The sequence below is a fragment of the Pseudomonas sp. JQ170C genome (assembly GCF_035581345.1).
Taxonomy (GTDB): Bacteria; Pseudomonadota; Gammaproteobacteria; order Pseudomonadales; family Pseudomonadaceae; genus Aquipseudomonas.
This window is the reverse complement of sequence record NZ_CP141608.1, coordinates 3,451,919-3,464,447: the sequence shown is the minus strand read 5'-3', so window position 1 is coordinate 3,464,447 and position 12,529 is coordinate 3,451,919. Positions and strand designations below refer to the sequence as shown.

The 12,529-nt window shown below is 64.1% G+C and carries 9 protein-coding genes; 5 read left to right on the top strand and 4 right to left on the bottom strand.

Going from position 1 to position 12,529, the window contains the following annotated elements; translation table 11 throughout:
* Window positions 1-44: 44 nt before the first annotated feature.
* The 3 genes from U9R80_RS15505 to U9R80_RS15495 form a co-directional block, all read right to left on the bottom strand.
* Window positions 45-1,238 carry a hypothetical protein gene (locus U9R80_RS15505; RefSeq protein ID WP_301843392.1) on the bottom strand — a complete coding sequence of 398 codons (1,194 nt, stop codon included), beginning with the start codon at window positions 1,236-1,238 and terminating at the stop codon, window positions 45-47.
* Between the two features lie 83 nt (window positions 1,239-1,321).
* The gene (locus tag U9R80_RS15500) at window positions 1,322-1,789 is read right to left on the bottom strand and encodes a VOC family protein (protein ID WP_301843391.1); all 468 of its coding nucleotides are present in this window, start codon (window positions 1,787-1,789) and stop codon (window positions 1,322-1,324) included.
* Between the two features lie 107 nt (window positions 1,790-1,896).
* Entirely contained in the window at window positions 1,897-3,516 is a 1,620-nt protein-coding gene (locus U9R80_RS15495; protein WP_301843390.1) for an NADP-dependent glyceraldehyde-3-phosphate dehydrogenase, read from the bottom strand.
* Window positions 3,517-3,655: 139 nt separating this feature from the next.
* Between U9R80_RS15495 and U9R80_RS15490 the strand changes: the two genes are divergently transcribed.
* Window positions 3,656-5,893 (top strand): putative bifunctional diguanylate cyclase/phosphodiesterase, encoded by a 2,238-nt coding sequence (locus U9R80_RS15490; RefSeq protein ID WP_301843389.1) that lies wholly within the window; start codon window positions 3,656-3,658, stop codon window positions 5,891-5,893.
* 758 nt (window positions 5,894-6,651) lie between these two features.
* Entirely contained in the window at window positions 6,652-6,783 is a 132-nt protein-coding gene (locus U9R80_RS15485) for a hypothetical protein (protein WP_301842395.1), read from the top strand.
* A 3-nt stretch (window positions 6,784-6,786) separates the two neighbouring features.
* Here U9R80_RS15485 and U9R80_RS15480 read toward each other — a convergent pair whose 3' ends face one another.
* Window positions 6,787-7,722 (bottom strand): LysR substrate-binding domain-containing protein, encoded by a 936-nt coding sequence (locus U9R80_RS15480; protein ID WP_301842396.1) that lies wholly within the window; start codon window positions 7,720-7,722, stop codon window positions 6,787-6,789.
* 146 nt (window positions 7,723-7,868) lie between these two features.
* Between U9R80_RS15480 and U9R80_RS15475 the strand changes: the two genes are divergently transcribed.
* The 3 genes from U9R80_RS15475 (at window position 7,869) to U9R80_RS15465 (ending at window position 12,459) form a co-directional block, all read left to right on the top strand.
* On the top strand, window positions 7,869-9,245 hold the full coding sequence (locus U9R80_RS15475; RefSeq protein WP_301842397.1) for an L-serine ammonia-lyase: 1,377 nt from the start codon (window positions 7,869-7,871) through the stop codon (window positions 9,243-9,245).
* Window positions 9,246-9,367: 122 nt separating this feature from the next.
* The gene (locus tag U9R80_RS15470; RefSeq protein ID WP_301842399.1) at window positions 9,368-10,666 is read left to right on the top strand and encodes a serine/threonine transporter; all 1,299 of its coding nucleotides are present in this window, start codon (window positions 9,368-9,370) and stop codon (window positions 10,664-10,666) included.
* A 92-nt stretch (window positions 10,667-10,758) separates the two neighbouring features.
* On the top strand, window positions 10,759-12,459 hold the full coding sequence (locus U9R80_RS15465; RefSeq protein ID WP_301842400.1) for a response regulator: 1,701 nt from the start codon (window positions 10,759-10,761) through the stop codon (window positions 12,457-12,459).
* The last annotated feature ends 70 nt before the right edge of the window (window positions 12,460-12,529 follow it).

Genomic DNA, 12,529 nt, shown 5'->3' with positions numbered 1-12,529 from the left:
GGCCGTCGCGCTCACCCCGGGTGCGATGCAGACGACCAGCGGTGCTACTCACGCCCGCGCATGAAGAACCCCGCGACATACTTGCGGAAGGTATCCAGGCTCTTGAAGTCGGCATAGCGCTTGAACGTCTCGGCTTCGGGCTCCGGCCCCAGCGGCTGCTCGGTCAGTGATATCGACAGCACCCGGTCCTGGTCGGCACTTAGCACCAGGGTATCCATGCCCTGGCTGCCGATCACCGGGCGGCGCATGATCACCCGCACGCCCTTGCTGGCCATCCAGTCGATCAATGAGACGAGCATCTTCAGCGGCTCGCGTTCCTCATCGCGATACACCGGGAAAAACTGACCGCGCGACAGCACCGGCACGCTGGCGACATGGATCAGTTCATAGAAGTGGCTGCCGGCGGTGGCGGGGGAGTAGATCGCCAGGGCCAGCAACGGCCCCGGGGTCTTGCTGCCACCCCAGAGCAGGTGATGGCCCTGGAAATCGAAGCCGTCTTCGCTGCGCTCGTTGAACACCTTGCGGGTCTTGATCTGGTTGACGCAGTCGAGCATCAGGCCGTAGCGGCGATGGTTGCCAAAGGCGCTGGAGTCACGCAGCCGGGCCTTGAGCATCATCATGTGCTTCATGTCCAGGCGGGTTTCCAGGTAGTTGCTGGCCGGAACCCGTTCGATCAGCGGGTAGCGGCTGGCCACGTTGCGCAGTTCGGCGAACTGGCCGGTGAGGTCCTTTTTCAGGTGGGTGGCGTAGACATTCAGGCCGCTGGCCTCGATCAGGGTCAAGAGCAGCGACAGCAGGCGCTGCTGCTCGCGCTTCTCACCGCTGCTGCCCTCCTGCTGGCCCGCAGAAGTGCTGGCACGGGGAAAGTCACCCAGTAGGCGCAATGGCGTGTCGGGCGCGAGCCAGGCGGCGGGCACGCTGTCGTTTTCCTCGGCACGGCCGGCCTCGCGCTCATCCTTGATGAAGGCGCAGTCGGGGTCATGCTCGGCGGTACCGGGATTGTTCTTGAGGAACAGCGTGCCGGTGTGGCTGTTGAGGTTGACGTTGAGCACCGGCATTGCCCGTGGCAGGCAATCACACGCCAGCCAGTGCCCGGCGGCGCGGATCTTCAGCAGCAGTTGATTGGCTTGCAACAGGCGCGGGCCTTCCAGGCTGCCCTGCGCAAATCCACGCAGCAGTTCGTCTTCGGCGGGGGTGAGGGTGCGCACCAGCGCGGCGTTCTTCTCGATGATTCTCATGGACAATCCTGGCCAGCCTTCCTGTGCCTGCCACCTTAATGCAAAGCCCGGCTGGCGACCATTCGCCTGCCGGGCTTTCGCGGTTACTGCCCGCCGAACAGTTTTGCGGCGCGGGCGCGGATTTCTTCCACCGAGAGGTCTTCCTTGTGGGTGGAGATGAACCAGAGGTTGCCGAACGGATCTTTCAGGGTGCCGCTGCGGTCGCCGTAGAACTGGTCTTGCACGGCACTGACCTGGGTGGCCCCGGCCTTGAGCGCCTGGGCATAGCGGGCATCGACATCCTCGACATACAGGTGCAGGCCAATGGCGGCGCCGCCCAGCGACTGGCTGCTGGTCAGCCCGCCGGCCTGATCGCAAGGGTCGGCAAGCATGATCGAGGAGTCGCCGATCTTCAGCTCCGCATGGCCTACACGCCCGTCGGGCGCGTCGAGGCGAAACATTTCGACCGCACCGAAGGCGGCCTTGTAGAAGTCGATGGCTTTGGCGGCATCCTTGATGCCGAGGTAGGGGGTGATGCTGTGTTGTCCTTCGGGGATTGGTTTGACGGCCATTTTATGGATCCTCCTTAAAGCGCCGTGGGTGAATGGCGCGAAACTGTATGTTTGTACAGTTTCGGCTATTCGGCAAATCAAAACCCTCGGCGCTGGACGGACGGCAACTAGAAAATGTAGTCGGTGGTCAGGAAGCTCGAATCGCGGTTGCGGATGATGTCGCTGATCAGTTGCTTGTTGCTCTCCTGGAACTTGGTGGCCACCAGGGTGCGGATCGAGAACACCCGCAGCGCATCGTGAACCGAGAGGGTGCCTTCGGCGGAGTTCTTGCGCCCGTTGAACGGGTAGGTGTCCGGACCACGCTGGCACTGGGCGTTGAGGTTGATACGCCCGACCTGGTTGGCGAAGGTGTCGACCAGGCGCCCGACCTCGGCCGGGTTGGTGCCGAAGATGCTCAGTTGCTGGCCGAAATCCGAGTCGAGCACGTAGTCGATCACCGTTTGCAGGTCGCGGTAAGGCACCACCGGCACCACCGGGCCGAATTGCTCTTCCTGGTACACGCGCATCCGCGCATTCACCGGGTACAGCAGTGCCGGGTAGAAGAACGAACCACGGCTGACACCGCCGCCTTCGTTGATGACCCGGGCGCCTTTGTCGAGGGCATCGGCCACCAGGCCATTGAGGTAGTCGATCTTGCCGGCCTCGGGCAGCGGCGTCAGGCTCACGCCCGGCTCCCACGGCATGCCGGGCTTGAGGGCAGCCAGCTTGCGCTGGAACTTGTCGAGAAAGCGGTCGACCACCGCCTCGTGCACGAACAGGATCTTCAGCGCCGTGCAACGCTGGCCGTTGAACGACAGCGCCCCCGTGACCGCTTCGTTGACGGCGTTATCCAGGTCGACCTCGGGCAATACGATCCCCGGGTTCTTGGCGTCCAGGCCCAGCGCCGCGCGCAGGCGGTGCGGGCGCGGGTGAAGCTTTTTCAGGTCGCTGGCGGCCTTGTTGGTACCGATGAAGGCGAACACATCAATCTTGCCGCTGGCCATCAGCGCACTGACGGTTTCGCGGCCGCGGCCATAGATGACGTTGATCACGCCCGCCGGGAAGCTGTCGCGGAACGCTTCGAGCAATGGGCGAATCAGCAGCACGCCGAACTTGGCCGGTTTGAACACCACGGTGTTGCCCATGATCAGCGCCGGGATCAGGGTGGTGAAGGTCTCGTTGAGCGGGTAGTTGTAGGGGCCCATGCACAGCGCCACACCCAGGGGCGCGCGGCGAATCTGGCCGAGGGTGTCCTGCTCCAGTTCAAAGCGGCTGGAGCGCCGGTCCAGTTCCTTGAGCGCGCCGATGGTGTCGACGATGTAGTCGCAGGTACGGTCGAATTCCTTTTCCGAATCCTTGAGGTTCTTGCCGATCTCCCACATCAGCAGCTTGACCACGGCGCTACGTTGTTCACGCATCCTGGCCAGGAAGGTTTCGACGTGTTGGATACGCTCGGCAACGCGCATCGTCGGCCAGGCGCCGCGGCCCTTGTCGTAGGCGTGCACGGCGGCGTCCAGGGCGGTGAGGGCGGTGTCGGCATCGAGCAGCGGCGTTTTGCCGAGGATCACTTGGGTTTCCTCGTTGCCTTGCTTGAGCCAGACCGGGCTGCGCACCGTGGCCAGGGGCCCGTCCCAGCGCTGCAACTGGCCGTTGACCAGGTACTCCGTTTGCTCCAGCGGCTCGCCCAGGCGGTACGCCTCGGGGATCTCGTTGGCAGTGGGAAACAGCGAATCGAGCAGACGGTCCATGGGCGCAGCACCTCTTTTTCTAGGTTGGGTGAAACGTTTCAGTTCGAGCATAACGCCAGCGCGCTAAAAAAAGCCAGCCTCGCTCAATATTGCGTCCGGTGCGCCGATAAAGCGTAAAGCCTGCGCAAATAACGGACCTATGAGCACAAGAATCCTTGCACTAGATGACAGTCTGGTCCTGCCCAGGCGTCTGCGGTCCACCTTCAATCGGCTGCTGCCGATCGGTTTTGCCCTGATTGGCATCGGTTTGTCGGTGGCGCTCGGGCGCCTGGATGTGCAGCGCCAGGAAAGTGAAGTGATCGCCAACGCCGGTGCCCGCCTGTCAGGCGTGCGTGCGGCCCTGGAGGCCCAGTTGCGTTCGGCGTTTGGCGAGACCGAAGGCATCGCCCAACTGATCAGCGCGGACGGGCAGATCACCCCCGAGCACTTTCACGACATGGCCCGCCAGGCCATCGCCTCGGTCCCGCACATTCGCCATATCTCCATCGCGCCGGGCGATGTGGTGGCCGATGTCTACCCGCTGCGCGGCAACCAGAGCCTCGTCGGTGTCGACTACCGTCACCTGCCGGAGCAATACCCGCTGTTGCAGCGGGCGCGAGAGCACTACAGCCCGGTGCTGGCCGGGCCGTTGCAGCTGTACCAGGGCGGGCGCGGGCTGATCTACCGGCGACCGGTGTTTCTCAAGGGCCATAAAGGCGTGAAGCTGTACTGGGGCAATGTCTCCATCGTTGCCGATATAGACCGCCTGCTGAGCGCCGCGGGGCTGGACCTGGACCCGGGCTTCGAGCTGGCCCTGCGCGGTGCCGACGGCCAGGGTGCCGTGGGCGGGATGATCTGGGGTGATCCGCTGTTGTTCGAGCGCCATCCGGTCACCGTCAATGTCGATGTGCCCGGCGGGCTCTGGCAGTTGGCGGCCAGCCCCTTGGGTGGCTGGCCGTCGATGAGCCTGTTCGCATCGCCGCTGTTCCTGTTCGCCTTGACCTGCACCGGGCTGTTCAGCCTGTTCGTCGCCCAGCTCAACCGCAGCAACCACCTGATCAATGTGCGCAATCGCGAGCTCAAGCAGTCCCAGGCGCAACTTGAGCGGCTGGCGCACTATGACGCCATCACCGGCTTGCCCAATCGACTGCTGTTCCAGCAGCGCTTGTGCAGCGCCCTCGTCGAGACCGAGTCGCTGGCCGTGCTGTTGCTGGACATTGATGGCTTCAAGCAGGTGAACGACAGCCTCGGCCATCACATGGGCGATCTGCTGTTGCAGCAGGCGACGGCACGCTTTGCGCAGATGATCGACCCGGGGGATTGCGTGTGCCGCCTGGGCGGCGATGAGTTCGCCTTCTTTCTGGCCGGCAGCGAGGCGTCCTGCGTGGCCCGGGTGCGGGCCGTGCTGCAGACCCTGCAACAGCCCTTCGAGCTCAACGGCAACACGGCCCTGGTCACCGGCAGCATTGGTTTGGCCTGGTACCCGGTTCACGGGCACAGCGACGATGAACTGCTGCGCCATGCCGACACGGCGATGTACGCCGCCAAGGAAAGCGGCCGCAATGCCTGGCGCCGCTATCACCCCGACATGACCCTGCGCCTGCAGCAGCAACTGTGCCTGGAGCGCGCCCTGCGGCGTGCCTTGCAGCACAACGAATTCGAGCTGTGGTACCAGCCCAAGGTCGATCTGTTCAGCGGCCGTGTCGAGGGCGCCGAGGCACTGCTGCGCTGGCATGACCCCGAACACGGGCTGGTGTCGCCGGCCGAGTTCATTCCCCTGGCCGAGCGCAGCGGGCTGATCATCCCCTTGGGCGAGCGGGTGCTGGAGCTGGTGTGCGCGCAGCTGGCGGCCTGGCGCAGTGCCGACTGCCTGCCTGGCCCGGTGGCGATCAACGTCGCGGCCCTGCAGATCGAGCGCAGCGATTATGTCGCCAGCCTGACCCAGGCCTTGCAGCGCTTCGATCTGCAACCGAGCATGCTCGAAGTGGAGATCACCGAAAGCCTGCTGATGGAAAGCCAGCAACATGCCTGTGCGGTACTGGCGCAGTTGCAGCAGTTGGGCGTGGCCACGGCGGTGGACGACTTCGGCACCGGCTACTCGTCGCTGGCGTACCTGAAGATGCTGCCGATCGACCACTTGAAGATCGATCGCGCTTTCATCAAGGACCTGCCGGGCGATGACGATGACGTGGCGATCACCCGGGCGATCATCGACCTGGGGCACGCCCTGGGGTTTCGCATCACGGCCGAAGGCATTGAAACCCGCCAGCAATACGAGTTCTTGCGCAACGCCGGCTGCGACCAGGGGCAGGGCTACCTGATCGGCCGGCCCATGCCGGCGCAGCAGTTCGATCAATGGTTGCGCACGGCCCAGGTGGAGCGCGAACGGCTGATTTGAGGTTCTTCACGGATTTACGGGTTTGATGTTCTTTGTGGCTTTGTGGCTTGTGGCTTTGTGGCTTTTAGTGCTGCGGGCTTATCCGTTTGCCAAGGCGGCGCCGAGTCACCTTTGCGCCCTTACGGCGCCTTACTTTTTTTCAGTCGAAAAAAAAAGTAAGCAAAAAATTCTGGCCCCACCAGGGGCCCTACGCTTCGCTACGGGTCCCCTCTTCGCTCGGGTCCCCTCTCTCCGGTGCCGCTACGGGGTATCGCGGCCTACGACTTGCTTCGCCAAGTCTACGTCTCGCGACTTCGGCTAACGCCGAAGGTGCTTCGCACTCACCCCTTCGCAACACCTCCGCTCGGCCCTTCTGGTTAACGGGGCAGGTAGATCAAAAGCAAGATCAAAAGCAAAAGATCAAAAGCAAAAGATCAAAAGCAAAAAAGCGGTGCCTACTGATTCACCGGGGTCCAAAAGCAAGAGCGCAGCGAATTGTGCTCTTGATCTTGATCCACCCGCCCCGTTAACCAGAAGGGCCGAGCGTAGGTGTCGTGAAGGGGCTAGCGCGCAGCGCCTTCGGCGAATGAAGTTGCGAAGCGTAGAGTTGCTTGCAAACTCGTAGCTCGCAATGCCCCGTAACGACACCGTAGCGAGGGGACCCGGAGCGAAGCGCAGGGCCCCTGGTGGGGCGAGAATTTTTTGCTTACTTTTTTTTTCGACTGAAAAAAAGTAAGCCGCCGTAAGGGCGGAAGGGGCCAGTGGCCCCACCACACAAAATGGATAAGCTCACCACCGCCACCGCCACCGCCACCGCCACCGCCACCGCCACCGCCACCGCCACCGCCACCGCCACCGCCACCCCCACCCAAGCCAAACTTTCCCGACAATCCGTGATGAACCTGATTTGAGCCTTACGCCGGCGTGTGCAGGGTGCGGAAGCTGCCTGCCTCTTCCACCAGCCAGTCGTGCACCGCCCGCACCCCCGGACGCGCCAGGCCGCCGGGCGGGTAGTGCAGTACATAGCGCTTGTGGTTGGCGATGGCCGAGCCGAACGGCACGATCAGCGCGCCGCGCTCGAGCTCGTCGTTGAGCAGGGTGCGCCGGGCAATCGCCACGCCAATCCCGGCAATGGCCGCCTCGATGGTCAAGTGGTTGCGATTGAAGGTATGGCCGCGGCGCACATCCAGGCCGCCGGCGCCGATTCCCTGCAAGTAGAACTCCCATTCCGCGTACTCGGAACTGCCGCGCCAGGCGGTGATGTCGTGCAGCAAGGGGTAGTAGGCAAGGTCCGCCGGGCCGTGCAGCGGCGGGCGGCCGCGAAGCAGGGCCGGGGAGCAGACCGGGAAGATCTGTTCGTCGAGCAGCGGCGTCGAGTGCATGCCCGGGTAGCTGCCGTCATTGAGGTCGATGGCCAGGTCGAAGTCGCCTTCGTGCAGGGCCTGGCTGCTGTCTTCGGCCACCAGGCGCAGTTGAATGTCCGGGTAGCGTTGCTGCAGGCGCGGCAGGCGCGGGGTCAGCCACTTGGCCAGGAAGGAAGGGATCGAGCGCAGGCGCAGCGTGCCGCGAATCTCGCCGGCATCCAGGCGGCGCAGCTCGGTATCGATGCTGCCGTAGGCTTCGCTGACGGTCTGCGCCAGACGCTGGCCTTCGGCCGTCAGCTCCACGCCACGGGCGCGGCGCAAGAACAGGCGAAAGCCCAGGCGCTCTTCCAATTGTCGGATTTGTTGGCTCACCGCACCGGGGGTGATGTGCAGTTCTTCGGCGCAGCGGGTGAACGACAGGTGCCGCGCCGCACAGGAAAACACGTGGAGCCAGACGTACATCTGGCCATTCATCTGTCGTCTCATCGTTTAGTACTGCTAAAGGCTTGCTTAGAAAGATTCGTTGGTCAATGCCACGGTGACCGGGCAGTATCGCGCAACTTCGCGACACCCATCAATTTTTTCACAACGCCGCAGAGTGACAGTCGTCGCTTTAGCGTGCAGGCATTAGCATGGCTATCAGTGTTTTCGACCTTTTCAAAATTGGCATCGGGCCCTCCAGCTCCCATACCGTTGGCCCGATGCGGGCGGCTGCCACCTTTGCCCAGGCCCTGCGCGAGCAGGGTGTTCTGGAGCAGGTGAGCCGGGTGGAGGTTCGCCTGTACGGCTCGCTGTCGGCCACCGGCGTGGGGCATGCCACTGACCGCGCTTGCCTGTTGGGGCTGATGGGCCAGTGGCCCGACCAGATCGACCCACAGAGCATCGAACCGCGCATTGCCCAGTTGCACGCCAGCCAGACGCTGTTGCTCGACGGCCGCCACGCGATTGCCTTCGCATGCAGCCGTGACCTGCTGTTGCTGGACGAAAGCCTGCCGTACCACCCCAATGCCATGACCCTGGAAGCCAGCAGCGACCACGGCTGCTTGCTGCAGCAGACCTACTACTCGGTGGGCGGCGGGTTTATCGTCGAGGCCGCGCAGATCGGCCAGGCGGATGAAAGTGCCGCGCAGGTGCAGTTGCCGTACGACTTCGACAGCGCCGCCCAGCTGCTGGCGCTGTGCAAGCAGCACGGGCTGCGGGTCAGCGAGCTGATGATGGCCAACGAGCGGGCCTGGCGTCCGGAGGCTGAAGTGCGCGGCGGCCTGCTCAAGCTCTGGGCGGCCATGCGCGAGTGTGTCGACAACGGCTTGCGCAACGAAGGCATCCTGCCGGGCGGGCTGAACGTCAAGCGCCGCGCCGCCAAGTTGCACCGCAGCTTGCAGGAGTTGGGCAAGCCCAACGTGATCGGCTCGACCCTGAGCGCCATGGAGTGGGTCAATCTGTTTGCGCTGGCGGTCAACGAAGAGAACGCCGCGGGCGGGCGCATGGTGACTGCGCCCACCAACGGCGCCGCGGGCATCATCCCCGCCGTGCTGCACTACTACATGAAGTTCAACCCCGATGCCTGCGACAACGACGTCGTCGACTTCCTGCTCAGCGCCGCAGCCGTGGGCATCCTGTGCAAGAAGAACGCGTCGATCTCGGGTGCCGAAGTGGGCTGCCAGGGCGAGGTGGGGTCTGCCTGCGCCATGGCCGCGGCGGGGCTGGCCGACGTGCTGGGCGCAACCCCCATGCAAGTGGAAAACGCCGCTGAAATCGCCCTTGAACACAACCTGGGCCTGACCTGCGACCCGGTCGGCGGGCTGGTCCAGGTGCCCTGCATCGAGCGCAACGCCATTGCTGCGGTCAAGGCCATCAACGCCGTGCAGATGGCCTTGCGCGGTGATGGTGAACACTTCATCTCGCTGGACCGGGTCATCCGCACCATGCGCGACACCGGTGCCGACATGCACGCCAACTACAAGGAAACCTCTCGCGGCGGCCTGGCGGTAGCCTTCGTCGAGTGCTGAACCCGTAGGAGCGGGCTTGCCCCGCGATAGCGATTGGGCAGATACACCGCTATCGCGGGGCAAGCCCGCTCCTACACAGCTAGTTATTCATACGCAACAAAAACAACTACAAGGCAATATCGATGACTGATGTAAACACCACCACCCTGACGGGTGCGCAAACGGCTGCGCCGGTACGCAGCAACGCCTGGAACCGCCATGACACCACCTGGGTGCTGGGCCTGTACGGCACCGCCATTGGTGCCGGTACCCTGTTCCTGCCGATCAACGCCGGGGTAGGGGGCTTCTGGCCGCTGCTGGTGCTGGCGCTGCTGGCCTTCCCGATGACCTTTTATGCGCACCGTGGCTTGACCCGCTTCGTGCTCTCGGGCAAGCGCGGCGCCAGTGAAGACATTACCGAAGTGGTCGAGGAGCACTTTGGCGTCGGTGCCGGCAAGCTGATCACGCTGCTCTACTTCTTCGCCATCTTCCCGATCCTGCTGGTGTACAGCGTGGCGCTGACCAACACCCTGAGCAGCTTCATGGAGCACCAGTTGCACATGGCCCCGCCACCCCGGGCGGTGCTGGCCTTGCTGCTGATCTGCGGCCTGATGATCGTGGTGCGCAGCGGCCAGGGCATCATCGTCAAGGTCATGAGCCTGCTGGTCTATCCCTTCGTCGCCGCGTTGCTGTTGCTGGCCCTGAGCCTGATCCCGAACTGGAACGGCGCCTTCTTCGCCCAGGCCAGCGAAGGCATGCCCCTGGACCTGTTCTTCAAGACCCTGTGGCTGGCGATTCCGGTGATGGTGTTTTCCTTCAATCACTCGCCGATCATCTCGGCCTTTGCCGTTGACCAGAAGCATCGCTACGGCGAGCAGGCCGATGCCAAGAGCGGCAAGATCCTCGCCAGTGCCCACGTGATGATGGTGCTGACGGTAATGTTCTTCTGCTTCAGCTGCGTACTCGCCCTGAGCCCGGCCGACCTGGCCGCCGCCAAGCAACAGAACATCTCGATCCTGTCGTACCTGGCCAACCACTTCCAGACGCCGGTGATTGCCTTTGTCGCGCCGCTGATTGCCCTGGTCGCCATCACCAAGTCGTTCCTGGGGCACTACATCGGTGCCAGCGAAGGGTTCCAGGGCCTGATCATCAAGAGCCTGCGCAGCCGTGGCAAGCAACTGTCGGCCAAACGCCTGGAGCAAATGACCGCCTTGTTCATGGTGCTGGCCTGCTGGGCGGTGGCCACCCTCAACCCGAGCATCCTCGGCATGATCGAGAACCTTGGCGGGCCGATCATTGCCTGCCTGCTGTTCCTGATGCCGATGTGCGCCGTGCACAAGGTGCCGTCGCTGCGTAAATACTCGGGCAAGCTGTCCAATGTGTTCGTGGTGCTGATCGGCCTGATCACCCTGTCGGCGATTCTCTACTCCTTCCTCGCCTGATCCACGGTGGCGCCGGGGGAGCACCACCCCCGGCGCTGCGAATGCAAGGCCATGCACTACGCTGTAGCGGATACTTCGCAGGAGCGATGGCCATGCACACAATCGTGATTGCAGACGAGCAACCTTTGCTGCGCGCCGCCGTGCAGGCCTTGCTCGACGCCCAGGGCCACCAGGTGGTGGCGGCCCTGGACAACGGCGCCGATGCCCTGCAACAGGCGCTGGCCCTCAAGCCCGCGCTGCTGATCCTGGACCTTGCGCTGCCCCGGCTGGGCGGGCTGGAAGTGATCCGCCGCCTGCATCAACGGCAAAGCTCCACCCGCACCCTGGTCCTCACCGCGCAAAGTACCGAGCACATCGCCGGCCTGTGCCTGCAGGCGGGCGCTTCGGGGTTTGTCAGCAAGCTTGAGGGGGTGGAGGAGCTCGGTGAAGCGGTGCGTACCTTGCTTCATGGCCATGCGTGGTTTCCGGTCAGAAGCCTGGGCAGCGTTGCCGCACCGCAAGGCCTGCAAGCCGAAGACGAGCAACTGCGCAACCTGTCCCCGCGGGAGCGTACTGTGCTGCAGTACCTGGTCAATGGTCGCAGCAACAAGGACACCGCCGACGAGCTGAACCTGAGCGACCGTACGGTCAGTACCTACAAGGCGCGCCTGCTGCAAAAGCTCAATGCCGGCTCGCTTGCCGAGCTGCTGGAAATCGCCTGGCGCGGCGGCTTGCTCGAACGCCTGCCGACCACCGCCAGCGCCTTGCCCGACGAGCACCGCGACCAGTACTTTCACGAACTGTTCGAGGCCATGCCGATGCCGGTGTGCCTGCGCGATGTCGAAGGCTATCTGCTGACCTGCAACCGGCGCTTTCAGGAAGTGCTCGATACCACCCTGGAGCAAGCGGTGGGCAAGCGGGTCATCGACAGCGAACGGGTACCGCCGCAGGAGGCCCTGCAGTTTCACCAGCACTACCTGCAAGCGGTCGCCGCGCAGCAGCCCTACAGCCTCGAACTGGTGATCCACGACCGTGGCCGCAAACGTGCCCTGCATCACTGGGGGGCGCCGTACCGGGATGCACAGGGGGCGCTGGTGGGCATGCTGTGCTCCTTCGTTGACATGACCGAACATGAACAGGCCCTGATCAGCCTGACCCATGCCAATGAGCAGAACCTTGCGGTGAGGCGGGCGCGGTTGATGTTCCTGCACCGGGTTGGCGAGGAGTTCCGGCAGATGCTGGAAATGATCGCCCGGCGCTTGCGCGAGGTGGCCGCCACCTTCGAGGACAGCCCGGCCTTGCAGCAGGCGCGGCACGACACGCGGCAGATACTTGACCGCATCGGCGTGCTGCTGGACCTGGCGGACCTGGAGAGCGGGACACTGCTGCTCAGGCCGCGGGCGACTGACCTGCTGCGCCTGACCCGCGATACGCTGCAGGCGGCCACTGCCGACGGCGTCGTGAGTGCCGAGTGGCAGGCGCCGCAATCGCCGTCCCCAGGCTGGGTCGACCGTGGGCGTTATCAGCAGATTGTCGGCCTGTTGCTCCGCCACTGTGGGCAGTGGGTCGCGGGGCCGTTGCAGGTCACCGCCAGCAGCGCACTGCTGGGGCATGCCGAAATGCTCTGGGAGCTGCGCGTCGGTGCGCGGCAGCCCGATGCACGCCTCGATCCGCCGAGCGATAACCCGCAACCGGCACTGGTGCTGTGCGAGCGCCTGGCGCAATTGATGGGCGGGCAATTGCGCTGGCACTGGCCACCCCAGGGCGGCCATCTTCTGACCTTGCGCCTGCGCCTGCCCCAGGCCACGTTGTAGCTGATCCCCCGCACCCGATCGGGTGGGCGCCTGGTATGGCTTGTAGTGCGCCCCCTACAGCATTCTCATG